This window comes from Pseudomonadales bacterium (genome assembly GCA_024234615.1).
GTDB lineage: Bacteria > Pseudomonadota > Gammaproteobacteria > Pseudomonadales > IMCC2047 > JAJFKB01.
Genome location: JACKNY010000002.1, coordinates 630,802 through 654,700, shown reverse-complemented (window position 1 = coordinate 654,700; position 23,899 = coordinate 630,802). Strand labels below are relative to the sequence as shown.

21 protein-coding genes are annotated in these 23,899 nt (G+C 48.7%); 17 read left to right on the top strand and 4 right to left on the bottom strand.

Annotated elements, in window-relative coordinates; genetic code table 11:
- Nucleotide 1 precedes the first annotated feature (1 nt).
- Both H6995_12220 and miaB read right to left on the bottom strand, forming a co-directional pair.
- The gene (locus H6995_12220) at nt 2-991 is read right to left on the bottom strand and encodes a PhoH family protein (GenBank protein MCP5215764.1); all 990 of its coding nucleotides are present in this window, start codon (nt 989-991) and stop codon (nt 2-4) included.
- A gap of 124 nt (nt 992-1,115) precedes the next feature.
- Nucleotides 1,116-2,459, bottom strand: coding sequence for a tRNA (N6-isopentenyl adenosine(37)-C2)-methylthiotransferase MiaB (gene miaB / locus H6995_12215; protein ID MCP5215763.1), 1,344 nt, complete (start codon nt 2,457-2,459; stop codon nt 1,116-1,118).
- A gap of 218 nt (nt 2,460-2,677) precedes the next feature.
- Here miaB and H6995_12210 point away from each other — a divergent pair, with 218 nt between their 5' ends.
- Nucleotides 2,678-3,688, top strand: a complete 1,011-nt coding sequence (locus tag H6995_12210) for a GGDEF domain-containing protein (GenBank protein ID MCP5215762.1) — start codon at nt 2,678-2,680, stop codon at nt 3,686-3,688.
- Nucleotides 3,689-3,890: 202 nt separating this feature from the next.
- Here H6995_12210 and H6995_12205 read toward each other — a convergent pair whose 3' ends face one another.
- Complete coding sequence (locus tag H6995_12205; protein ID MCP5215761.1) at nt 3,891-4,757, bottom strand: ATP phosphoribosyltransferase; 867 nt, start codon at nt 4,755-4,757, stop codon at nt 3,891-3,893.
- A 56-nt stretch (nt 4,758-4,813) separates the two neighbouring features.
- Nucleotides 4,814-5,722 (bottom strand): LysR family transcriptional regulator, encoded by a 909-nt coding sequence (locus H6995_12200; GenBank protein ID MCP5215760.1) that lies wholly within the window; start codon nt 5,720-5,722, stop codon nt 4,814-4,816.
- A gap of 149 nt (nt 5,723-5,871) precedes the next feature.
- Between H6995_12200 and H6995_12195 the strand changes: the two genes are divergently transcribed.
- The 16 genes from H6995_12195 to H6995_12120 all read left to right on the top strand — a co-directional run bounded on the left by H6995_12195 (nt 5,872) and on the right by H6995_12120 (nt 23,899).
- A complete protein-coding gene (locus H6995_12195) occupies nt 5,872-7,059 on the top strand; it encodes an acyl-CoA dehydrogenase (GenBank protein MCP5215759.1) in 1,188 nt (395 codons plus the stop codon).
- Between the two features lie 96 nt (nt 7,060-7,155).
- Complete coding sequence (locus H6995_12190) at nt 7,156-8,379, top strand: CoA transferase (protein MCP5215758.1); 1,224 nt, start codon at nt 7,156-7,158, stop codon at nt 8,377-8,379.
- A gap of 170 nt (nt 8,380-8,549) precedes the next feature.
- Nucleotides 8,550-8,876: a DUF1820 family protein gene (locus tag H6995_12185; protein MCP5215757.1), complete on the top strand. Its 327-nt coding sequence runs from the start codon at nt 8,550-8,552 to the stop codon at nt 8,874-8,876.
- Between the two features lie 251 nt (nt 8,877-9,127).
- Nucleotides 9,128-9,487: an NADH-quinone oxidoreductase subunit A gene (gene ndhC / locus H6995_12180; GenBank protein MCP5215756.1), complete on the top strand. Its 360-nt coding sequence runs from the start codon at nt 9,128-9,130 to the stop codon at nt 9,485-9,487.
- Nucleotides 9,488-9,512: 25 nt separating this feature from the next.
- Nucleotides 9,513-10,151 carry an NADH-quinone oxidoreductase subunit B gene (locus H6995_12175; GenBank protein MCP5215755.1) on the top strand — a complete coding sequence of 213 codons (639 nt, stop codon included), beginning with the start codon at nt 9,513-9,515 and terminating at the stop codon, nt 10,149-10,151.
- Between the two features lie 32 nt (nt 10,152-10,183).
- Nucleotides 10,184-11,950 carry an NADH-quinone oxidoreductase subunit C/D gene (nuoC, locus tag H6995_12170; protein MCP5215754.1) on the top strand — a complete coding sequence of 589 codons (1,767 nt, stop codon included), beginning with the start codon at nt 10,184-10,186 and terminating at the stop codon, nt 11,948-11,950.
- Nucleotides 11,951-11,989: 39 nt separating this feature from the next.
- On the top strand, nt 11,990-12,469 hold the full coding sequence (nuoE, locus tag H6995_12165) for an NADH-quinone oxidoreductase subunit NuoE (protein MCP5215753.1): 480 nt from the start codon (nt 11,990-11,992) through the stop codon (nt 12,467-12,469).
- The gene (nuoF, locus tag H6995_12160; protein ID MCP5215752.1) at nt 12,469-13,767 is read left to right on the top strand and encodes an NADH-quinone oxidoreductase subunit NuoF; all 1,299 of its coding nucleotides are present in this window, start codon (nt 12,469-12,471) and stop codon (nt 13,765-13,767) included. Before nuoE ends, nuoF begins: the two co-directional genes overlap by 1 nt.
- Before the next feature lie 63 nt (nt 13,768-13,830).
- Nucleotides 13,831-16,647 (top strand): NADH-quinone oxidoreductase subunit NuoG, encoded by a 2,817-nt coding sequence (gene nuoG / locus H6995_12155; protein ID MCP5215751.1) that lies wholly within the window; start codon nt 13,831-13,833, stop codon nt 16,645-16,647.
- Entirely contained in the window at nt 16,644-17,603 is a 960-nt protein-coding gene (nuoH, locus tag H6995_12150) for an NADH-quinone oxidoreductase subunit NuoH (protein ID MCP5215750.1), read from the top strand. The genes nuoG and nuoH overlap by 4 nt, the downstream gene beginning before the upstream one ends.
- A 40-nt stretch (nt 17,604-17,643) precedes the next feature.
- On the top strand, nt 17,644-18,168 hold the full coding sequence (gene nuoI / locus H6995_12145; GenBank protein MCP5215749.1) for an NADH-quinone oxidoreductase subunit NuoI: 525 nt from the start codon (nt 17,644-17,646) through the stop codon (nt 18,166-18,168).
- A complete protein-coding gene (gene nuoJ / locus H6995_12140; GenBank protein MCP5215748.1) occupies nt 18,165-18,689 on the top strand; it encodes an NADH-quinone oxidoreductase subunit J in 525 nt (174 codons plus the stop codon). Before nuoI ends, nuoJ begins: the two co-directional genes overlap by 4 nt.
- A complete protein-coding gene (gene nuoK / locus H6995_12135) occupies nt 18,686-18,994 on the top strand; it encodes an NADH-quinone oxidoreductase subunit NuoK (GenBank protein MCP5215747.1) in 309 nt (102 codons plus the stop codon). The genes nuoJ and nuoK overlap by 4 nt, the downstream gene beginning before the upstream one ends.
- Before the next feature lie 70 nt (nt 18,995-19,064).
- Complete coding sequence (nuoL, locus tag H6995_12130; GenBank protein MCP5215746.1) at nt 19,065-20,915, top strand: NADH-quinone oxidoreductase subunit L; 1,851 nt, start codon at nt 19,065-19,067, stop codon at nt 20,913-20,915.
- On the top strand, nt 20,906-22,372 hold the full coding sequence (gene nuoM / locus H6995_12125; GenBank protein ID MCP5215745.1) for an NADH-quinone oxidoreductase subunit M: 1,467 nt from the start codon (nt 20,906-20,908) through the stop codon (nt 22,370-22,372). The genes nuoL and nuoM overlap by 10 nt, the downstream gene beginning before the upstream one ends.
- A 39-nt stretch (nt 22,373-22,411) precedes the next feature.
- Nucleotides 22,412-23,899: an NADH-quinone oxidoreductase subunit N gene (locus tag H6995_12120; GenBank protein MCP5215744.1), complete on the top strand. Its 1,488-nt coding sequence runs from the start codon at nt 22,412-22,414 to the stop codon at nt 23,897-23,899.

The window sequence follows — 23,899 nt, the reverse complement described above, 5'->3', positions numbered from 1 at the left end:
GCTAGTCACGGTTATTGTTTTGCTGATCGAACTCGTCATAGGCTTCGACGATTTTTTGTACGAGTGAATGGCGCACGACATCTTGAGCTTTGAAATGAGTGAAACCTATTCCCTTGATATTGTTGAGTACTTTAATGGCATGCATCAAGCCGGATTTTTTCCCCTGTGGCAAATCGACCTGAGTAATATCGCCGGTGATAACCGCCTTCGCGCCAAAGCCAATGCGGGTTAGAAACATTTTCATTTGTTCTTGAGTGGTATTTTGGCTTTCGTCCAGAATAATAAAGGCGTCATTAAGTGTGCGTCCGCGCATGTATGCTAGGGGCGCAACTTCTATGATATTACGATCTATCAGGCGTGCCACCTGCTCAAATCCAAGCATTTCATAGAGCGCGTCATAGAGTGGGCGTAAATAAGGGTCGACTTTTTGTGCCAAATCGCCAGGGAGAAAGCCAAGTTTTTCTCCTGCTTCTACCGCCGGACGCACTAATACGATTCGGCGCACTTCATCCTTCTCTAAAGCATGCACTGCACAGGCGACAGCGAGATAAGTTTTACCGGTGCCAGCCGGACCAATACCAAAATTAATATCAAGCTCATGAATATTCTTGACATAATTGCGCTGATTCACGCCACGCGGTTTGATCGTAGATCGCTTAGTCTGGATCACCCAGGATTTTTCAGAATTCGCGGGCATAGACGCTGCTTCGTTATCCTGTAAAGCCAAGTGGATTTCATGGGGAGTGATCTGACTATTCTTGGTTGATAGGTAAAGGTTTTCCAGCAGTGTATTGGCTGTCTGAACTTTGTCGGCGCTGCCAAATAACTGAAAGTTGTTGCCCCGATTGGATATCTCAATACCAAGGCGACGTTCTATAAGCCTCAGGTTTTCATCTAGTTGCCCACACAGGCTGGCAAGGCGTTTGCTATCATCCGGTTGCAGCGACAAATTGTGGGTCACTGACTGTAACTCAGTATCCAAAGTGGTTATTTACTCTCCATTAATTTAGGGTGTTACCTGTCAGTATATTGATTTGGGCTTTGATGAAAAGATAATCTTACTGATCAGTTATAGCAAAACACATTAAATGAAACATTTAATATTCAATAAAGTATTAATAGGCTGTGAAATTCGCTGTTATTTCAGCACGCAGGGAATGAGGTAGTGCCTCCGTAATTTGTACATCGACAAACTTCCCAATGAGATCTTTATTGTCAGATTGAAAAATGACAACTCTATTATTCTCAGTCCTACCCTGCCATTTGCCAGGATCTTTCTTTGAAGGCCCACTAACGAGAATCCGTTGAGTACTACCTACCATGGCTGCGCTGATCGCCATAGTCTGCTGAATAATGCGGCTTTGCAGAATCTGCAGCCTTTGCTTCTTCTCTGCTTCCTCTGTGTCGCATTTTAATTCGGCGGCGGGGGTTCCTGGACGCGCGCTGTAAACAAAACTAAAGGAATTATCGTAGCCAATTTCTTGGATGAGTTGCATGGTATCGGCAAAATCTTCAGCGGTTTCACCGGGGAAACCGACAATAAAATCTGAAGACATGCAAATATCCGGACGAATATTACGTAGTCGGCGAATTTTGTCGCTGTATTCTTCCACCGTATGGCCACGTTTCATGGCGGCGAGAATTCGGTTGGAACCACTCTGTACTGGCAAATGTAAGTGGCTGACGAGTTCTGGCACTTGCCCGTAAACATCAATTAAACGATCTGTAAACTCCACCGGATGAGAAGTGGTGTAACGGATGCGATCTATGCCGTCAATGGCGGCGATATAGGTTATCAGTTCAGCCAGATCGACCTGATTGCCATCGTGGGATAAACCCCGGTAAGCATTGACGTTTTGTCCGAGCAGGTTGACTTCACGTACGCCTTGCGCTGCTAAGTGAGCTATTTCTGCAATGACATCGTCGAAGGGGCGGCTAACCTCTTCGCCTCTGGTGTAGGGAACTACGCAAAAAGTGCAATATTTGCTACAGCCTTCCATAATTGAAACGAAGGCGCTTGGGCCGTCCACCTTGGGCTCTGGTAAACGGTCAAATTTTTCGATTTCCGGAAAAGAGATATCGACTACGGGGATGTGGTTTTTGCGCGTAGCATCAATCATTTCGGGTACACGGTGCAGGGTTTGCGGGCCGAAAACCATATCCACATAGGGAGCACGATCGCGTATTGCCTTGCCTTCCTGGCTGGCGACGCAGCCGCCGACACCGATTAATAAATCTGGATTTTTTTCTTTGAGTTTTTTCCAGCGGCCTAATTGATGGAACACTTTTTCCTGCGCTTTTTCGCGAATAGAGCAGGTGTTGAGTAAAATTACATCAGCTTCGGCTTCATTATCAGTGACTTCCAGGGCATGGCTGACACCCAGTAAATCCGCCATACGTGACGAATCATATTCATTCATCTGACAGCCATGGGTTTTAATAAAGAGTTTTTTCGCCATAAATCTGGGTGTGTTGCGCCATTTCAAAAAGGAGCGGCATTATACTCCTTCTATTTGTAGAAGCCTATATTCTGTGACGATTCGGGTGCAGACCTCTGTATTGCATCAAGAAATGATGAATTATTTAATTTTTAAATAGTTATAAGAAGATCATTAAAACTAAGCTTAACCATTAAGACACTGTTTATATCTTTGATATTTAAAACGCTGGACTCGATATGACTATGGTTAATGAGAATGGTCAGAAGCGATCAACGGAAGAGTTGATTATATCTTCCAGCTGTCTCGCCATCTCACTCATTGTCCTGCCTTTTGCTCTATTTAGGCTTATTGAAGGGGATTATCGGCTTGCGCTAATTGACCTCATGATCTTTGTGGGGTTATCAGCAATTGGCGCGGTGACATGGTGTACCGGTAATGTAAGAACAACCCGTTGGTTGGTGAGCATTTGTTCCATGTTGGCGGTGATTGCCGTGGTTTATTCGAAGGGAGCGGTATTGGTGCTTTGGTTATTTCCGGTAATGCTGCTGTCTTTTTTTGTAACAAAGTTAAATCATGCCTGTTGGATCAATGGCATGGGCTTAATGGCCCTTTTACCGGTTATTCTGCGAGACAACGATCCTGGTGAAGTGTCAACTTTCTTTGGCGCTGTCTTCATGACAAATGTTGTTGCTTATATTTTTGCCTCCCGAACCTACCATCAGCGCGACCTGTTAGCGAAAATCGCAACAGTGGATCACCTGACTGGGGTTAAGAATCGGCGTGCGCTATCGCAAAAATTAAAGGAATCCATAGAAATTAAAAAACGGAGTCAAGAGCCTATTGCTGCGATTTTGCTAGACCTTGATCATTTTAAAAAGGCTAACGACATACATGGGCACTCAATTGGTGATAATCTCTTGGTGCGAATATGTCATGTGATTAGCGGTAATATCCGCTTAACCGATAGACTTTATCGCTATGGAGGTGAGGAGTTTATTGTCATATTGCGAGGTTCAGCATTAGCTGATGCGTTGATGATCGCCGAGAAACTGCGTATTGCAGTACTACAGGATCAGCCTTTAGAGTCGTATGGGGTCACCATTTCTTTAGGTGTTGCAGAGTTGGAGGAGGGGGAAACTGCAGAGGCATGGTTGAAACGAGTTGATAATGCACTATACGAGTCAAAAAAATCTGGACGGAATAAAACGACGGTGGCAAACAATTCAAAAATGTTGACCGCTTCTTGAGTACTGAATTGAGTGAGTAATATTCGGCAACACATAAGTTTTTGCGTTGTGTATCCAAAAGATACTTCCCTGGAATTGCGGAAATCAGTAGGTTAATTTTTAAGGAGTTAATATGATTGGAGCGGTGTCTCGATTGAGGAAGAAAGTTAATAATATTTAGGGGTCGGGCAGCGACCCCTAATGGCAGGGGGAATACGATTGTCTAATCGATAATTTTGCTAATGGGCAGCTCAATAATCGATCTGGCTCCCTGAGCTTTAAGCAGAGGCAATACATCGCGTAGGGTGTTTTTGTCTATCACTGCGGTAATATCCACCCAGTCTCCCTTGCTCAGGTGCGACACTGTCGGCATTTCGCAGGGCAGTACCTCTAATATCTCTGTTAGTCTTGCCTCTGGCGCATTTAGCATGATGCAGACTTTAGGTACCGCATTAATCACAGACTGCAGCATCATTACGATACTTTCAATTTTTGCTCTTTTTTGCGGGTCTTGGTACGCCGCTTTATTGGCAATAAAGCGGGTAGTGGTTTCCAGCACCGTGTCGATAATGGTTAGGTTGTTGGCGCGTAGCGAAGAACCGGTTTCGGTAATTTCAACAATGGCATCTGCTAGGTCAGGGACTTTAACTTCAGTCGCCCCCCAGCTATATTCCACGTTTGCACTAACGCCATGTAAGGCCAAATAGTCTGTAGTGAGATTAACAACCTCCGTAGCGATAGTTTTACCCTGGAGGTCTTTTGCAGATTTATATGAAGAACCCTCTTTTACCGCTAGCACCCATTTGATGGGTCGAAAACTCGCTTTGGCGTACACCAGTTCACAGACTTCGACCACATCGGCACGATTCTCTTTAATCCAGTCCAACCCGGTCAAACCGCAATCGAGCTGGCCATGTTCGACATAGCGTGCCATTTCCTGGGCACGGATTAGCATGCATTCGATTTCGTCGTCGTTAATGGATGGGTAATAGTTGCGGCTGGTAACGCCGATATCGTAGCCAGCCTGTTTAAATATTTTTAGGGTCGATTCCTGCAAGCTACCTTTGGGGATGCCGAGCTTAAGTTTCATTGGTGGAAAGTGGCCTCTGATTGCGTTGATTGTCTGTAAAGCGGCGCATTATCGCACTATTCAGGAGGTTGCGTCAGCACCGACTCCTTATTAAGACGGGATGGATTGAGCAAAAAATTAACGATAGCGCGGTTCGCAGCTGACAGATAATGATCCTTTTTCCAAGCTAACCCCATGGGTAAAAAAATCGGTGGGTCAAAAGATATTCCTTTTAATTCGGTTTCTTCCTTTAACACGAACTGTAAACAGGTGCTGATCCCTTTGCCGCTGAGGACCAGTCGCTTAATCAACAACATCAAATTGGTTTCGAATATTATTTTTGGGGTCTTTTGTAACTGCAGGCTTAACCGGTCTATCGTTTCTCTCAGGAAGTAGCCTTGTTTAATAAGAATCAGGTTTTCTTCGAAAAATTCTTCAGCACTAATTTTACCGCGCTTGGCAAAACGATGAGAGGGGGAGGTGCAAACCACCATTTCTTCATTGATGAGGGGGTGTACTTCTAAGGTTTCAGGAGCTTGCTCCATGATCACGACGCCCAAATCGATGGAGCCATCTAAAAGATGCTGCTCGATTTGTCTGGTACCTTCCTCCTCGACATAAATTTGCAAACTCGGATGTTGGCGCATAAAGTGGTCAAACAGCGCGGGGAAATGGTAGGCTCCCAGCATGGCGGGCATGGCGATTCGCACTTCTCCGCGCTCGAGGCCGCGCAGTGAATGCATTTCTGTTTTCGCGTCGGCGACCTGTTTGAGGATGGTGTTGGCATGGTTTAGCAGTGCTTTACCTTCCGGCGTAAGGCTCACTTTTTTGCTGGCGCGATTAAACAAAGGGGTGTCTAATTCAGTTTCCAGTTTTTTAATCGCAATACTAATTGCTGGTTGGGCAATAAATAATTCTTCGGCGGCTTTGCTGAAATTGAGCTGTTGAGCAACGCTGCGGAAAATTTGGAGTTGTCGAATATCCATAAATTAAATATATAGAAAATATAAATATAATATATTTCACATATATAACATGACTTGCTAAAGTGGCGCCACTTTTTAAGTCTGAAATTTAGCAGTTTTTCAGGCAACCTGTAACCTAACAACCATCAACTGATGGGAGGATAAATTTTATGGTATCACCAACTTCCTGGGGCTCCTTCAAATGGGAAGACCCTTTTTTACTTGAAGACCAATTAACTGAAGAAGAGCGTATGGTGCGCGATACAGCCTTCCAGTATGCGCAGGATAAGCTGGCACCGCGCGTACGTGAAGCCTATCAGAACGAAGCCACTGACCCGTCGATTTTCCGTGAAATGGGCGAGCTGGGTTTGCTCGGCCCAACTATTGAAGGTTATGGTTGTTCCGGTGTGAGCTATACCGCTTACGGTTTGATTGCGCGTGAAGTCGAGCGCATTGATTCGGGCTACCGGTCAATGATGAGCGTACAGTCCAGCCTGGTGATGTACCCCATCTATGCCTACGGCACGGAAGAGCAAAAGGAGAAATATCTGCCGAAATTGGCTACCGGTGAGTGGATTGGTTGTTTTGGCCTGACAGAGCCCAATGCAGGATCTGATCCGGCTAGCATGTTAACCCGAGCGAAGAAAGTGGATGGCGGCTACAAACTGAGCGGCACCAAAATGTGGATTTCCAATTCGCCGATCGCGGATGTTTTCGTGGTATGGGGAAAAACTGAAGATAACGTGATTCGTGGTTTTATTCTGGAAAAAGGTTGGAAAGGGCTGAGCGCACCAAAAATAGAAGGTAAGCTTTCACTGCGAGCTTCTATCACGGGTGAAGTGGTCATGGACGAAGTATTCGTTCCCGAAGAGAATCTGATGCCAAACGTCCAGGGTTTGAAAGGCCCTTTCGGTTGTTTGAATAACGCTCGCTTAGGTATCGCCTGGGGTTCTTTGGGTGCAGCGGAAGCCTGCTGGCACGCAGCGCGTGAGTACACAATGGATCGTAAGCAGTTTGGCCGTCCGCTGGCGCAAAACCAGCTGATTCAATTGAAACTGGCTAATATGCAAACTGAAATCGGATTGGCATTGCAAGGCTGTCTGCGGGCAACTCGTTTGCGTGAAGAAGGTCGTTTAGCGCCTGAACTGATTTCATTACTTAAACGTAACTCTTGTGGCAAGGCGTTGGAAGTGGCTCGGATGGCGCGTGATATGCACGGCGGTAACGGTATTTCCGATGAGTTCCCCGTAATGCGGCACATGGTTAACCTGGAAACTGTGAATACCTATGAAGGTACTCACGATATTCATGCCTTGATCCTAGGTCGAGCGCAAACCGGATTGCAGGCTTTCTACTAGGCAAGAGTTTAACGTCAATATGTACGCCAAGTGCAACGATGATTGCACTTGGCGCTGCATCTCTCCATTCCAGATATTTCGTCACCAGAGGTGCCCATGAATGCTCCGCTGTCGCATATCCGTGTACTTGAATTAAGTCGTATTTTGGCAGGCCCCTGGGCTGGCCAGTTATTAGCGGATTTGGGTGCTGAGGTGATCAAAGTCGAACGACCGAGAACCGGAGATGATACGCGCCATTGGGGGCCTCCTTATTTGAAAGATGGTAGTGGTCAGGATACTTCTGAAGCCGCTTATTACCTTTCTGCTAATCGTGGTAAAAAATCTATAACCCTTAATATTTCGACCCCTGAGGGGCAGCAGGTAGTAAGAGATTTGGTGCAGCAATGCGACGTCTTGATCGAAAATTATAAGGTCGGTGGGTTGGCGAAATATCAATTAGATTATGCTGCCCTAAGCAAACTCAACCCTCAACTGGTGTACTGTTCAATCACGGGCTTTGGCCAGACGGGTCCATATGCTCACCGGGCAGGTTACGACTTTCTAATTCAAGGAATGGGAGGGTTGATGAGTGTTACTGGCGAACAGGATCATTTGCCCGGTGGCGGCCCGCAAAAGGTGGGTGTTGCTTTGACCGATATTTTGACCGGCATGTATGCAACCACCGCAATTCAGGGCGCTCTGATTGAACGTGAAAAAAGTGGAACCGGCCAGCATATCGACTTGTCACTGCTGGATGTGCAGGTCGCCTGTTTAGCCAATCAAGCGATGAATTATCTGATTGGTGGTCAGGCACCCCGGCGACTGGGCAATGCCCACCCTAATATTGTGCCTTATCAAGCCTTTGCTACCGCGGACGGACATATTATTCTGGCCATCGGCAATGACGAACAATTCCGTAAATTTTGCCAAGTGGCTGGTCAAAATGAATGGGCTGAGGATACCAACTATGCCACTAATGCAGCCAGAGTGAACAACCGCACAGAGCTATGTGAGAAAATTACTGACCTGCTAAAAACACGCGATAGCCAGCAATGGTTGGATGAACTTGAAGCTGTTTCTGTGCCTTGTGGGCCGATTAATACCATTGATCAGGTTTTTGACAATGCACAGGTGAAGGCGCGAGAAATGCAGGTTGAAGTGGATCACCCTTTTGCCGAGCGGACACCATTGGTGGCTAACCCCATAAAATATTCAAAAACACCTATTCAAAAGCCGCAAGCGCCACCCTTATTGGGTGCTAATTTGCAGGAAGTGTTGACAGAGGTATTAGATTATTCGGCAGAGAAAATCGCCGGGCTGCAAGCGAATGGTGTGGTTTAGCCTGCGCTAAAGGGTATAAATTATCAGTATCTTTCAATTGGCTCGCGGCATAGAATAGCGTTAAGGCATTAATCAGAACTTCCTTAAGAATTCATTGCAAGAAAGGGTCGAAATATTTGGCGGTTGTGGTATTCTTGCGCCCCCTTTTTTAATCGGTTTTAACTGGCTCCATGGCTAAACGGCAAATTTATAAAGTTGTTTTTTACAACAAAGACAAAGTCTACGAAGTGTTTGCGCGGCAAATCTACCAAAGTGATCTTTATGGATTCATTGAAATTGAAGAAATTATTTTTGGTGAACGCAGTCAGTTGGTAGTGGATCCCAACGAAGAAAAACTAAAAACGGAGTTTGACTCTGTTACACGCAGCTACGTACCTTTACATTCTATTATTCGTATCGATGAAGTGGAAAAAGAAGGCGTTGCTAAAATTAGCGAAGTCGGTAACTCAAAAGTAACGACAATGCCACTGGCGCCATTTCGTCCGCAAGAAAAATAGCCCACTGAATTTTCCGATCATTCGATCACAAAAATACTTTTTCTGGCATTCCCCCAACTTCTTATGATAAGTTGATGCCTATCTTTTCGCTTTGCACTTTTATCATGATGCGGTAGCAGCTTCTAAGTGGTTGCTTCATCCTAGAAAAAAACTAATGGTGCAAGCTGGTTGTGGTGGGAGCTTATGTCGTGAATGCAACATCTGCAGAAACCGCTGTTCTTGGGCCACTCCTCATTTATTTTTTTGCAGTAATGGGGTTGGTGGTTGCCATGCTTTTATTGTCCCACTTGCTGGGACCGCGTAGGCACGATCGTGCTACCGACCAACCCTTTGAATCGGGTATCGTTTCGGTAGGCGGCGCTCGTTATCACGTCGCTATTCCTTTTTATCTGGTCGCCATTTTATTTGTTATTTTCGATCTGGAAGCTGTATTTCTGTTTGCCTGGGCCATTGCTTTTCGCGAAGTTGGCTGGTTAGGCTTTATTGAAGTGATTGTCTTTATCACTATTTTGATTGCCGCGCTTATCTATCTCTGGCGATTGGGCGCGTTGGACTGGAAAAAAGAACCAGCAATAAGAACAAAAACGAGCGACAAAATAAAAACGAGTTAACGCCACTTAACCAATAGGTGTAAGTATGCGATGGAGCCTCAGTAACGCTGATTCCGGCCCCGGAGAAGGATTGCGTCATGAATCCTTTGATGAGGAGATTAAACGCAATCTTTTTATGGCCAAATTGGATGATTTGGTCAATTGGGGGCGTAAAAACTCGATCTGGCCCTTCAACTTTGGGTTGTCTTGCTGTTACGTCGAAATGGCGACTGCTTTTACCAGTCGACATGATATCGCTCGTTTCGGTGCTGAAGTCATTCGCGCCACCCCCCGCCAAGCCGATCTGATTGTTATTTCTGGAACTGTCTTTAGAAAAATGGCTCCGGTCATTCAGCGCCTATACGATCAGTTGTTAGAGCCTCGTTGGGTGATTTCGATGGGCTCCTGTGCTAATTCCGGTGGTATGTTTGATGTTTACAGCGTGGTGCAGGGGGTCGATAAATTTCTGCCGGTGGATGTCTACGTGCCGGGTTGTCCGCCCCGACCTGAAGCCTTACTGCAAGGTTTGATGCTGTTGCAGGACGCCATCGGCCAGGAAAAGCGTCCGCTCAGTTGGGTGGTGGGTGATCAGGGAGTGCAAAAGGCGCCAAAGACCAGCCAGCGGGATAGGCTGATGGCGCAGCGGCAAACGACAACGATATTGCGTTCACCGGATGAGATTTAGGTGATGTGGATTATAGGTGTCAGTAAAAGGGGATGCGGGTGCTGACCGAAGTACAGCAAAAACCTGACTTAGCTCATGAGCTGCGCTTTCAGTTTGGCGATGCTATTCTGGCGGAACAGCCTACTCTCGATGGTATTACCACGATTTGGGTAGTGCGTGATAAAGTAAGCCGAGTGTTATCCCACCTCAAGCATGACATTTCACAACCCTTCGCCATGCTCTATGACCTAACCGGTATTGATGAGCGGGTGCGCAGTCGTCGCAACTATCAACCTCCCAGCGATTTCACGGTGATGTATCACCTCATCTCGTTTCAGCGTAACCAGGATATTCGAATAAAAGTACCGCTGGTGGAAGCGGACCCAAAATTACCTTCGATAACCGCTTTGTGGCCCAATGCCAATTGGTATGAACGAGAGGCTTGGGACATGTTTGGCATTGAATTCGAAGGCCACCCCAATCTGCGTCGAATTCTGTGTCCGCCAACTTGGCAGGGGCATGCGCTGCAGAAAAACCATCCGGCGCGAGCGACCGAAATGGAACCCTTTAGTTTGGATGAGGATAAAACTGATTTTGAGCAGGAGGCATTGCGGTTTCGCCCGGAAGACTGGGGGATGCAACGTGAATCGGAAAATAGTCAGTATATGTTCCTTAATCTGGGTCCGAACCATCCTAGCGTCCATGGCGTGTTCCGTATTGCGCTGCAATTGGATGGTGAAGAGATAGTCGACGCCGTACCGGATATCGGCTATCACCACCGTGCAGCAGAAAAAATGGGTGAACGACAATCCTGGCATACCTTTGTCCCCTACACCGACCGAGTCGACTATCTCGGCGGCGTGATGAATAATTTCCCCTACGTTATGGCGGTTGAAAAACTTGCTGGAATTGAGGTGCCGGAGCGAGTCAAAGTCATTCGTGTGATGATGGCTGAGCTTTACCGTATTGCTAGCCACCTAGTGTTTTACGGTACGTTTTCCCAGGATGTGGGACAGCTTTCCCCGATCTTTTATATGTTCATTGATCGCGAAAAGCTATTTGAAATCATTGAAGCGATCACCGGAGCAAGGATGCATGGGAGTTGGTTCCGCATCGGTGGTGTCGCGCAGGATTTGCCAAAAGGTTGGGAAAAAATGATTCGCGCTTTTCTCGATTACATGCCGGCACGCCTCAAAGAATATGACCAAATGGTGATGGACAACAGCATTCTCAAAAGCCGTACTCAGGGTATCGGATGTTATAGCACAGAGGAAGCAATTGACTGGGGTATCACCGGAGCAGGCTTGCGCGCTACTGGTTTTGAATGGGACTACCGCAAAAAGCGCCCCTATTCCGGCTATGAGAATTTTGAATTTGACGTACCCACCGGAAATCGCGGCGATTGTTATGACCGCTGTGCAGTGCGGGTGGAGGAAATACGGCAAAGCCTGCGTATCGTCGAGCAATGCCTGAATAGCATGCCAGAAGGGCCTTATAAGGCTGATCACGCCTTAACCACACCGCCGCCTAAAGATCGCACCTTCCACGATATCGAAACCCTGATTCAACATTTTGTGAATGTCAGCTGGGGCCCGGTTATTCCCGCTGGAGAAGCCTGCGTCACCATCGAAGCAACTAAAGGGTTAAACAGTTATTACCTGATTAGCGACGGCGGTACGATGTCTTATCGAACCCGTATCCGTACACCCTCGTTTCCTCATTTGCAGATGATACCCTTAATGAGCCGAGGGTTGTATGTGGCAGATTTGATAGCAATTATCGCCAGTATCGATTTCGTCATGGCCGATGTTGATAGGTAATGGTAAGGCCGTCATCAATAGAGAGTTGATTGGAAAAACATGGAACCAATAACAGCACTAAGCGCCGCGGAAATTGCCGAAATAAAAACGGAGGCTTCCCATTATGAGCAGCCCCAGGCAGCTTCCATTGAAGCCTTAAAAATAGTGCAAAAATACCGTGGCTGGGTTTCGGATGAAAGTGTTAAAGCGATTGCGCAATTATTGCAAATGTCACCGGCGGAACTTGATGGCGTCGCTACCTTTTACAACCTGATCTTTCGGCGACCGGTGGGCAAGCATGTGCTGATGCTGTGCGATAGCGTCAGTTGTTGGATTATGGGTTGTGATGGTGTTGGCGCGCAATTAAAAAAACAATTGGGTATTGAGTTTGGCGAAACCACTGCCGATGGGCAGTTCACCTTGTTACCCGTAACCTGCCAAGGTGCTTGCGATCGAGCGCCCGTGATGTTGGTGGATGGGGCGTTGGAAACCCATCTGGATGTAGACAAAATTAACGCAATCTTAGCGAACCAAAAATAATGGAAACGCCCTTAACGCAAAATATAGGCCCCGGCAAATCGCCGCCCAACCTGCAACAATATCGGGCCAATGGTGGCTATCGAGCCGCGCATAAAGCGCTGTTGGAAATGGAGTCGAAGGATATTTTACAGCTGTTGCAGGATGCTAATTTGCGTGGCCGTGGCGGTGCCGGATTTCCTACCGGTATGAAATGGAGCTTCGTACCGATGTATAAAGATCGTGAAGAAAAACGCACCAAATACTTGGTGGTTAACGCCGACGAAATGGAGCCGGGTACCTTTAAGGATCGACTGCTGATGGAGGGTGACCCGCATCAGCTAATCGAGGGCATAATTATCAGCGCCTATACACTGCAAGCGGAGGTTGCTTACATCTTTATCCGTGGTGAGTATCAGCGTTGTGCGGATTTGTTAAACCAAGCGATCGCCGAATGTAAAGAGCAGGGATTGCTTGGTACCAATATCATGCACAGCCGTTTCAACCTGGAAATTTTCGTACATACCAGCGCGGGGCGTTATATCTGTGGTGAAGAAACAGCGCTACTCAATTCGTTGGAAGGCAAGCGTGCGACGCCGCGGGCAAAACCGCCATTCCCCCAGGTGAGCGGATTATGGGGGCGGCCGACGGTGGTCAACAATGTTGAAACCATCTGTAACGTACCTCATATCGTCGACAAGGGTGCTGCCTGGTACAAGAGTTTGAGTCTGACGGAAGATGCTGGAACTAAAATATTTGGCGTCAGCGGTAGGGTGAAGAACCCGGGCGCATGGGAATTGCCGTTAGGAACGCCAGTACGGGAAATTATCGAAAATTATGCCGGCGGCATGCAAGATGGTTATCAGCTAAGGGGGTTTTTGCCAGGTGGCGGTTCAACCAATTTCCTCACCCAGGAGCATCTCGACCTACACATGGATTACACCTCCATCGGTAAAGCCGGCAGTCGTCTCGGCACCGGCACCATGATTATTCTGGATGATCAAACCTGTCCGGTAGGCATGGTGCGCAACCTCGAACATTTCTTTGCACAGGAATCCTGTGGCTGGTGCACACCTTGCCGTGACGGCTTGCCCTGGGTAGAACACATTTTGACTGAGTTTGAACATGGGAGGGGGGAAATCGAGGATATGGATGTCCTCACCCGCCATACCCACATGTTAGGTCCTGGTAACACTTTTTGTGCCCATGCGCCCGGAGCCATGGGGCCGCTGGAGAGCGCACTGAGGTATTTTCGCGAGGATTTTGAAGCACATATACATGGTAAATCCTGTCCTTGGATCGTCGTGACGGGGAAAAGTTAAGCATAGCAACCCCTTTGGCCGAAGCTGGCAGGGTAACAAATACTAAAAACGGCGGACTTAAAGATGGTCAGCATTGAAATAGACAATCATATCTACCAAGTGCCGGAGGGCAGCAACCTGTTGCAGGCCTGCCTATCGCTCGGTTTGGATTTGCCCTATTTCTGCTGGCATCCGTCCTTAGGTTCGGTGGGGGCTTGTCGGCAATGCGCGGTGATCCAATACCATGACCGGCATGATGAAGTGGAGGGCGATCAGCGCGATGAGCAGGGCCGTCTGGTCATGTCCTGTATGACTTTGGTTAGCGAAGGGATGCGCATCTCAATCGACGCCAAAAACGCCAGGGATTTCCGCTCAGATATTATTGAGCTATTGATGACCAACCACCCCCATGACTGCCCAGTCTGTGAAGAGGGAGGGGAGTGTCATTTGCAGGATATGACGCAAATGAGTGGGCACACCTATCGTCGATACCGAGGCAAAAAACGCACTCACCGCAACCAGTATCTCGGGCCATTCATCAACCATGAAATGAATCGCTGCATCGCCTGTTACCGCTGCGTTCGCTATTACCAGGACTACGCTGGCGGCCATGATCTGCAAGCGATGGCCTCACATAATCACGTTTATTTCGGACGCCACGAGGACGGCGTTCTTGAAAATGAGTTCAGTGGCAATTTGGTTGAAGTCTGTCCTACTGGGGTGTTCACTGATCGAACATTAAGTCAGCATTACACCCGCAAGTGGGATTTGCAGGCAGCGCCATCAATCTGTGTGCATTGTGCGCAGGGATGTAACACCAGCCCAGGTGAACGTTATGGAGAGTTGCGTCGGGTCGTGAATCGCTACAACGGTGCGGTGAATGGATATTTTCTCTGTGACCGTGGCCGCTTTGGTTATGGCTTTGTTAATAGCGATGATCGCGTGACTCAAGCCGAGCGATTGAGGATAACGGAGCATGAGCCGCAACGCGAAATTCTTTCGCGTCCCGAAACGCGTGATGCTTTGCTCGATGCGGTTGGTTCAGGAAAAAGATTGCTAGGCATTGGTTCACCGCGAGCCTCAGTCGAAGCCAACTTTGCACTACGAGAGCTGGTGGGAGCAGAACATTTTTATTCTGGGCTGAATGGGCAACAGTTAAAATTACAGCAAAGCATTATCAAAATTCTTAGCACCCGCTTGGTGCGTGTACCTGAATTGAGTGAAGTTGAGCAAGCCGATGTGGTTTTAATCTTAGGTGAGGACGTTATCAATACCTCGCCCAGACTGGCGCTCAGCTTACGTCAGACAGCGGCCAATATCGGCGACCAATTAGCTGACGATCTACGCATTCCCCGTTGGCAGGACGCTGCCGTGCGTGAAGCGATGCAGAGCGATAAAACCCCTATATTCATTGCTGCCATGACCGCAACCCGTATTGACGATATAGCACAAAAACTCTATCGCGATAAGCCTGCAGGTATTGCTCAGCTGGGTTTTGCGATCGCCAGCGCCATCGACTCTACAGCGCCATTTCCTGAACAGCTCAGCGAGGTGCAGCAAAGTCTCGCGCAGGAAATCGCTGCCGTACTCAAAGCCGCAAAAAACCCTCTTATCGTTTCCGGGGTAGGTTGCCAAAGTCAGGCCGTTATCGCCGCCGCAGCCAATGTGGCAACGGCGCTTGCGAATCGGAATGGTGCTGCGCAACCGACCAACTTATTTTACTGCTTACCCGAATGTAACAGCATGGGTATAGGATTAATGGGTTCGGCTGAAGATGAGGGCTTGGAACAGGCGGTCGAAAGGCTTGAACTGAACCAGGTTGATACTTTGATCGTATTGGAGAACGACCTGTATCGGCGTTTACCACCCGAGCAGGTGAAACGAATATTTGCGAGCGAAGCCAGAGTCATCGTGCTTGATTACATCAAAAATGAAACGGCGCTCAAGGCAAATTTACTATTACCAGCGGCTACCTTTGCGGAAACTGAAGGCACTTTGGTCAGTGGCTCAGGCCGGGCCCAGCGCACCTTTGCGGTATATGTGCCAGCTGCGGATATTCGCGGCAGTTGGGAATGGTTGTCGGATATGCAGGCGTTGCGCAACGCCGAAACCGAGCCGCGCTGGCAACATCTAGATGAGGTCACAAAGGATTGCGCCGATGCGATTGAGGCGCTGAGAGGCATTGTCGATGCAGCTCCGGATGCAGCGTTTCGTATGGCTGGCATGAAGATAGCCCGACAACCGCATCGCTATAGTGGCCGCACCGCCATGTGGGCTGCGGTGAATGTTTCGGAGCCGAAACAAGCGGCTGATCACGATTCTGCCTTAGCTTTTAGCATGGAGGGATACCCTGGTGAAAAACCTTCGGCGCTTACACCTTACTATTGGTCACCCGGCTGGAATTCCAATCAATCCATCGGTAAGTTTCAGGAAGAAATCAATGGGCCATTGAAAGGCGGCGACCCTGGTGTACGGCTGCTGGAGGCGCCGAATGAGTCAAGCAAGCGCTGGTTTGATACTAGTCCTGACAGCGTCAGCGGACAGGGTGATTGGCTGATGCTGCCCAGCTACCACATTTTCGGTAGCGAGGAATTAAGTGCTTTGAGCGAAGCTATTGCCGAACGTTCTCCCCTGCCTACGGTAATGCTAACACCGGAAGATGCAAAAACACTTGGGGTGGAACAGGGTGACGGTTTAGTTTTAAGTGTCTCCTCAGAGCAGTTAAACCTCGAGGTGGTTATCAGCGAAGGCTGCCCTAGCGGCTCTTTAGTGGTGACTGCTGGGCTGGCAAAAACCGCCGGGCTGCCTTTTCCGCACCGGGTGAAAGCAATCAGAGATGAAAACTGGATGCGACGCTCTCAGACCAATATTTTTGTTTCCGATAGAGGATCACCGACATGAGCCTCTACGGTCAAGTAGGGTCAATTGCGAGTATCGTTGGCGTCCTGTTGGGCGCGGTGCTGGTGGCTTCACTACTGACTTGGTTGGAGCGTCGTTTATTGGGTGTCTGGCAGGATCGTTATGGGCCAAATCGCGTCGGTCCGTTTGGCCTGCTGCAAGTGGTGGCGGACATGATCAAGATTTTCACCAAACAGGACTGGATTCCGCCCTTTGCCGATAAGCCGGTATTTGTCATCGCGCCTGCTATTGTGATGGTCTGCATGCTGATGGCCTTCGCTATCATTCCGATGGCGCCAGGTGTGGGTGTTGCTGATCCAAATGTGGGCCTGCTGTTCTTCTTGGCGATGACCGCGCTGGCTGCCTACAGTGTGATGCTGGGCGGCTATTCGTCCAACAGTAAATACGCGTTAATTGGTGCGCTACGTTCTGCTGCTCAAATGGTCAGTTATGAAGTCTTTATGGGCATTTCCCTGATGGGGGTGGTGTTATTGGCGGGGTCGTTCAATTTACGGGTGATTGTCAATGCCCAGGCAGATATGTGGTTTATTATTCCGCAGTTTGTCGGCTTTTTTATCTTTATGATCGCCGGGATTGCGGAAGCACATAGGCTGCCTTTTGATCTGCCGGAAGCCGAGCACGAAATTGTTGCAGGATTTCATACCGAGTATTCGAGTATGAAGTTTGGCATGTTTTTTATTGGCGAATACCTTGGTGTGGCGCTGATTTCCGCAATGATAGTCACCCTCTATTTCGGCGGTTGGTTGGGGCCGGTATTGCCGCCTATTGTTTGGTTCTGTTTGAAAACCTTTGTGTTTATCTGCTTTTTTATTTTGTTACGTGCGGCAATACCTCGTCCGCGCTACGACCAACTCATGAATTTTGGCTGGAAGCTGATGCTGCCCTTGGCGTTGATTAATATGCTGGTTACTGGAGGAGTAGTGCTGTGGATGCAGTAATCCTATGCTTGCGTCGCTCGAGTGATTGCGAGGTGACGGCATGAAGGCATTATTGAGCCAGCTGAATACTCTATGGTTAGTGCTGAAGCATACCTTTACACGATTGGATACGGTGCAGTATCCGGAGCAAATGCCGAACCTCTATCCGCGCTATCGCGGCAGAATTGTGCTCACCCGCGACCCTGATGGCGAGGAACGTTGCGTCGCCTGTAACCTCTGTGCGGTGGCCTGCCCGGTGGACTGTATTGCGCTACAAAAAGCGGAGGATGATAACGGGCGTTGGTATCCAGAATTTTTCCGCATCAATTTTTCACGCTGCATCATGTGCGGTCTGTGCGAAGAAGCTTGTCCGACAACGGCGATCCAACTGACACCAGATTTTGAAATGTGTGAGTACGATCGACAAAATATGGTGTATGAGAAGGAGCATCTGTTGATTAATGGCCCCGGTAAATACCATGACTACAATTTCTATCGTGTTGCTGGAAAAGCCATCGGTGGAAAAGACAAGGGTGAAGCGGAAAATGAAGCGCCGCCCATCGACATAAAGAGTTTGATTCCATGAGTTTTGAGCTGGTTTTATTTTATACCGCATCTGCCGCAGCGCTGTTCGCGACGGTGATGACTATCACCCGGCTGAACGCTGCGCATGCGTTACTTTATCTTATCGCTTCTTTGTTGGCGGTGGCGGTGTTGTTCTACCTCATGGGTGCGCCGTTTGCAGCCGGATTAGAAGTTATTATTTATGCGGGCGCGATCATGGTGCTCTTTGTGTTTGTCATCATGATGCTGAATATGGGGCAACAAACGGTTGAGCAGGAAAGGCAGTGGTTAAGCTTTGGTATTTGGATCGGGCCGAGCATTATCTGTTTGATTCTGCTGGCTGAGGTGGTCACCTTACTGGTCAATGATGAGCGTATTGCCGGAGCCAGAATTGTGTCGCCGAAGGTAGTGGGCGCGCTTTTATATGGGCCCTATTTGTTAGCGGTAGAGCTGGCCTCGATGTTGCTGTTGGCCGGTCTGGTGGGAGCCTACCATTTAGCGCGACCGCTTAATGAACAAGATGAAAAGGCGGATGAACAATGATTAGCATACCGGTCGAGCACGGGTTGTTACTAGCAACCATATTGTTTTGCTTGGGGCTGCTCGGTGTATTGGTGCGGCGCAACCTTATCTTTGTACTGATGTCGATGGAAATCATGTTCAACGCGGTCGGCCTTGCCTTTATCAGCGGTGGCTCGCGTTGGCATCAGGCCGATGGCCAAATCATGTTTATGCTGGTGTTAACCCTGGCAGCGGCGGAAGTAGCGGTTGGATTGGCGCTGGTATTGCAGCTTTATAAACGCTTTAAAACTGTTGATATAGATATTGTTAGTGAAATGAAGGGTTAATAATGCCACGAAGCACTGGATCGTACCCTCTCCTTGGAGAGGGTTAGGGTGAGGGGAGGCAATAATTAAAATGTTAGACCTACTCTGGTTAGTGCCCACATTTCCGCTAGTAGGGTTTCTGCTATTAGCATTCTGCGGTCTGCCCAAACGGATGGCGGCGTGGGTAGGTGTGGGCTCGGTAGGTATGTCAGCGCTGTTCACCCTTCTTATCGCACTCGAATTTTTTGCTCTGCCGACCACTGAACAGGTTTTTCGGCAAACCCTTTGGCAGTGGTTCAGTAGCGGTGAGCTGAGCATTGCCTTCGCCCTTTACCTTGATCCATTGGCCTTGGTGATGATGTCGATTATCACTGGTGTTGGCTTTTTGATTCATCTGTATTCGGTTGGCTACATGGCTGACGATCCAGCCTTCTCGCGCTTTTTTGCCTATATGAACCTGTTTGTAGCCGCCATGTTACTGTTGGTGCTGGGTGACAATCTAGTACTGCTTTATCTGGGCTGGGAAGGGGTTGGACTCTGTAGTTACCTGCTAATTGGTTTCTGGTATGACAAACCGGAAAATGGTTATGCCGCGCGCAAAGCGTTCATTGTGACGCGGATCGGCGATACCTCGATGGCGCTGGGATTGTTTCTGTTGTTTATGCATCTCGGGACATTGGATATTCAGCAGTTGATGCAAGGAGCGGGGCAAACCTGGGCACTGGGTACAACCATGCCGACCCTCGCAGCGGCGCTGCTCTTAGGTGGTGCTTTAGGCAAGTCGGCGCAATTACCTCTGCAAACTTGGTTGCCTGATGCCATGGCGGGACCGACGCCGATCAGCGCGTTGATTCACGCGGCGACTATGGTAACGGCGGGCGTTTATCTTATTGCCCGTACTCATGCGCTCTTTTTACTAGCGCCGGACGTACTTTTTGTAGTCGCCATAATCGGTGTACTGACCCTTTTAATTTCAGGTTTTACGGCGCTGGTGCAAACTGACATCAAGCGAATCCTCGCCTTTTCTACCATGAGTCAGCTGGGCTATATGTTTCTGGCGCTCGGTGTTGGCGCTTGGTCGTCCGCCATTTTCCACCTGATGACGCACGCCTTCTTTAAGGCGTTATTATTCCTTGCTGCCGGTGCGGTGATTATCTGTATGCACCATGAGCAGGATATTTTCAAAATGGGTGGTTTGCGCAAACGTCTACCGGTCGCGTTCTGGAGTTTTATCATCGGCGGCCTGGCGTTGGCGGCGCTGCCGTTAACCTCTGGCTACTACAGCAAACATGAAATTCTAGCGGCCACCCATGCCTTTGCTGGGGCAGGAGAGATGCTCTGGGCGGCGGCAGTCTTTGGCGCGTTGATTACCGGCATTTATACCTTTAGGCTGATTTTTATCGTGTTCTTCGGGGAAGACAAAACCCATGCCGAGGAGTCGATTGGTCTGAATATCAAATTACCCCTGGTGATTCTTTGTGCGCTGTCATTGCTGGGCGGCATGATTCATGTACCGTTGGCAACTGTTTTTCCGGCGCAAGTGTTGCCGCACATGGAGGGCCTGGTTAACGCGATCACCGCTGCCGCGCCATTGGTAGGCATCTTTATCGCCTACCTGTTGTTCTATCTCAAACCCGACGTACCTGGGGTTTTGATCAGCAACCCTCTGGGTCGTTCGCTGCAACGCTTCTGGTTCAGCGGTTGGGGTTTTGATTGGCTTTACCAACAGTTACTGATCAGCCCCTTTATGTGGTTTGTACGGGTTAACAAAAAGGATGTAGTGGATAGCCTGTATAAACTCATCGCTTGGATGATGCGGCTGCTGCACCTTCTGCTCAGTCTCACTCAAACGGGGCGGGTGCAGTGGTACGCCGCCGGTATCGCCTTAGGTGTGGTGGTAATTGTTGGCTTAGGCGTATGGAGAAACCACCTATGGTTCTAGTCTGGCTAATACTCATCCTGTTTCTTGGCGGTGTTATTGCCTGGATGGTGGATCGCATCAAATTAGGTGATCCGCGCTGGGTAGCAATTGCGACTCTCTCGGTGGCTGTGCTGATGCTGCTGAGCTATACCTTTTCTCTCGGAGCCACCATCTCGATTGGCGGCCAGGATTGGTTTGCTAGCATCGAAGTGCCTTGGATATCGCGCTTCGGGATACAGTTTATTCTGGCGATGGATGGCCTTGCGCTATTGATGGTGCTGTTGACGTTATTTCTGGGTGTCATTGCGGTACTTTCATCCTGGTCGGAAATTACGGAACGCAGTGGCTTCTTCCACTTTAATCTGCTCTGGACATTGGCGGGAGTGGTCGGGGTATTTACGGCATTGGATCTGTTCCTGTTCTTTTTCTTCTGGGAAGTCATGCTGATTCCCATGTATTTTATTATTGCGATTTGGGGACATGAAAATCGTATCTATGCTGCCATCAAGTTTTTTATCTTCACCCAGGCCAGTGGTTTGCTCATGCTACTCTCGATGGTAGCGTTGGTGTATTTCCATCATCAGAATACGGGTCAGCTCAGCTTCAGTTATTTTGATTTATTAGGTTCGTCGCGCGCGGGCGCTCCGGCCTTTTGGTTGATGCTTGGGTTCTTCATCGCGTTTGTGGTGAAGTTGCCGGGTGTGCCCTTCCATACTTGGCTGCCGGATGCCCATACCCAGGCACCCACCGCGGGTAGTGTGATTTTAGCCGGTATTCTGTTAAAGACTGGCGCTTATGGCTTGATCCGCTTTTGTCTCCCGCTGTTTCCTGATGAGTCGATTGCATTTGCTCCCACCGCCATGATCTTGGGTGTCGTGAGTATTATTTATGGCGCCGCCGTTGCCTTTGCACAAACTGACGTCAAGCGCCTTATTGCTTACACCAGTATTAGTCATATGGGTTTTGTGCTGTTGGGTCTCTACGCTTTTAACGCACAGGGCTACCAGGGAGCGGTAATGACCATGTTGGCGCACGGCATGACTTCCGCAGCGCTATTTGCTTTTGCCGGAGCCGTGCAGCAGCGCATTCATACCCGGGACATGCGCGAAATGGGCGGCTTTTGGTCCAGCGCGCCACGAATGGGGGCGATTGTCTTGTTCTTCTCCATTGCCGCTTTGGGTATGCCAGGATTGGCGAATTTTATTGGTGAATTCCTGGTGCTGATTGGCGCATTTAAAGCCAATAGCTGGATTACGGTGTTTGCCGCCATCGGATTAGTGTTAGCGCCGGTTTATTCATTGCTAGTGATACAGCGTATTTTTCATGGAAAGCCATTAATTGCTAAAGAGGTTGGCGATTTTTCTTCGCGAGAAATATTGATGATGGGTCTTATGATGCTGGTGACCATTGGGCTTGGGTTATACCCGCAGCCGGTGATGGAGATCGTCAGCACTGGGTTACAGCTTTCGGGGTTGTAGTTGTGCTTGACACAAAGGTAATTAAATTTTGAGAATGCTATGACTGCAGAACAACAAATAGCGCTGTTACCGATGATGGTAGTCACGGCCACCTCTGTCGTGGTCATGATGTTTGCCGCCTTCGTATCGAATCATCGACTACTGAACTGCCTTTCTTTGCTCGGTTTGTTCGTAGCACTGTTGTCATTGTTGCTGGCGGTAAAAGTAGCACCAATTCAGGTGACACCGCTTATTTTGATTGACCGGTTTGCGCTATTTTATTCAGGACTGGTACTGACTGCTGGTGCCGTGGTGATCTTGCTTTCCTACGATTACTTTCAGTCCAGCGAAGAACGAACCATCAGGGTTGCTGAATATTATATTTTATTGATGGTGGCGATACTGGGTGGCATGGTGCTGGTTTCATCCAGCCATTTTGCCGCCTTCTTCATCGGCCTGGAATTATTGGGCGTATCACTCTACGTCCTGGTTGCCTATCTCGCCCCAATCCGGCTTGGCCGCCTGACATCGTTGGAAGCGGGTGTTAAGTATTTGATTCTGTCCGGTGTTGCCTCGGCGCTATTATTATTTGGCATTGCACTACTGTACGCAGAGTTTGGCACACTCTCTTTCATTGAATTGGGTCGCCATTGGCAAAACGCTGAGGTGTTGAATGGGTTATTCGCTGCGGCTGGCATTGGGCTTTTGCTGGCGGGAGTCGCCTTTAAATTATCTTTGGTGCCTTTCCATATGTGGACGCCCGATGTCTACGAGGGCGCACCAGCACCGAGCACTGCATTCGTCGCGACGGTTTCCAAAGGCGCTATATTTGCTTTCCTGCTGCGTTTTTTTGCTACTACCGGGGCTTTCGAAAACCAGATGATTTGCTACGCTTTGGCGTTAGTGGCTATCGCGTCGATGCTGGGCGGAAATTTATTGGCGTTGCTGCAAACCAATGTAAAACGCATCCTGGCTTATTCGTCCATTGCCCATATTGGCTATTTACTGGTTGCATTTCTCGCTGCTAGCACTGGAAAAGTGGAGATCGATTTGGTTAGCGAAGCCATTAGTTTTTATCTGGTCGCTTATTTTGTTACCACATTGGGAGCCTTTGCAGTGATCTGCGTTTTGTCGAACAACGATGGTCAGCGCGATGTTGATCAGTTGACCGATTATCAAGGACTTTTCTGGCGTGCTCCCTGGTTGGCCAGCATATTAACAGCGATGCTGCTATCGCTAGCGGGAATTCCTTTAACCGTGGGCTTTATTGGTAAGTTTTACGTGTTCACGATGGGGGTGGAGGGCTTGCTCTGGTGGCTGCTGGCAGCACTAATAGCGGGTAGTGCGATAGGGCTGTATTATTATCTGCGTTGGATTGTACAGATGTTTATGCAACCGGAGCTTCAACGGGATAGCTCCACGGAGGGTTCGGTCGCAATCTCATTGCCGGGCTATTTTGCTTTGCTTGTACTGGCCGTTAGTCTGTTTTGGTTAGGCGTCTATCCCCCGCCGTTGATCGGTTTGATTCAAACCATTACCAGCCTCTAA

Bases quoted from the DNA above. Each gene is read 5' to 3' on its own strand.
- miaB (MCP5215763.1), bottom strand. From the start codon at position 2,459: ATGGCGAAAAAACTCTTTATTAAAACCCATGGCTGTCAGATGAATGAA.
- H6995_12210 (MCP5215762.1), top strand. From the start codon at position 2,678: ATGACTATGGTTAATGAGAATGGTCAGAAGCGATCAACGGAAGAGTTG.
- H6995_12205 (MCP5215761.1), bottom strand. From the start codon at position 4,757: ATGAAACTTAAGCTCGGCATCCCCAAAGGTAGCTTGCAGGAATCGACC.
- H6995_12200 (MCP5215760.1), bottom strand. From the start codon at position 5,722: ATGGATATTCGACAACTCCAAATTTTCCGCAGCGTTGCTCAACAGCTC.
- H6995_12195 (MCP5215759.1), top strand. From the start codon at position 5,872: ATGGTATCACCAACTTCCTGGGGCTCCTTCAAATGGGAAGACCCTTTT.
- H6995_12190 (MCP5215758.1), top strand. From the start codon at position 7,156: ATGAATGCTCCGCTGTCGCATATCCGTGTACTTGAATTAAGTCGTATT.
- H6995_12185 (MCP5215757.1), top strand. From the start codon at position 8,550: ATGGCTAAACGGCAAATTTATAAAGTTGTTTTTTACAACAAAGACAAA.
- ndhC (MCP5215756.1), top strand. From the start codon at position 9,128: ATGGGGTTGGTGGTTGCCATGCTTTTATTGTCCCACTTGCTGGGACCG.
- H6995_12175 (MCP5215755.1), top strand. From the start codon at position 9,513: ATGCGATGGAGCCTCAGTAACGCTGATTCCGGCCCCGGAGAAGGATTG.
- nuoC (MCP5215754.1), top strand. From the start codon at position 10,184: ATGCGGGTGCTGACCGAAGTACAGCAAAAACCTGACTTAGCTCATGAG.
- nuoE (MCP5215753.1), top strand. From the start codon at position 11,990: ATGGAACCAATAACAGCACTAAGCGCCGCGGAAATTGCCGAAATAAAA.
- nuoF (MCP5215752.1), top strand. From the start codon at position 12,469: ATGGAAACGCCCTTAACGCAAAATATAGGCCCCGGCAAATCGCCGCCC.
- nuoG (MCP5215751.1), top strand. From the start codon at position 13,831: ATGGTCAGCATTGAAATAGACAATCATATCTACCAAGTGCCGGAGGGC.
- nuoH (MCP5215750.1), top strand. From the start codon at position 16,644: ATGAGCCTCTACGGTCAAGTAGGGTCAATTGCGAGTATCGTTGGCGTC.
- nuoI (MCP5215749.1), top strand. From the start codon at position 17,644: ATGAAGGCATTATTGAGCCAGCTGAATACTCTATGGTTAGTGCTGAAG.
- nuoJ (MCP5215748.1), top strand. From the start codon at position 18,165: ATGAGTTTTGAGCTGGTTTTATTTTATACCGCATCTGCCGCAGCGCTG.
- nuoK (MCP5215747.1), top strand. From the start codon at position 18,686: ATGATTAGCATACCGGTCGAGCACGGGTTGTTACTAGCAACCATATTG.
- nuoL (MCP5215746.1), top strand. From the start codon at position 19,065: ATGTTAGACCTACTCTGGTTAGTGCCCACATTTCCGCTAGTAGGGTTT.
- nuoM (MCP5215745.1), top strand. From the start codon at position 20,906: ATGGTTCTAGTCTGGCTAATACTCATCCTGTTTCTTGGCGGTGTTATT.
- H6995_12120 (MCP5215744.1), top strand. From the start codon at position 22,412: ATGACTGCAGAACAACAAATAGCGCTGTTACCGATGATGGTAGTCACG.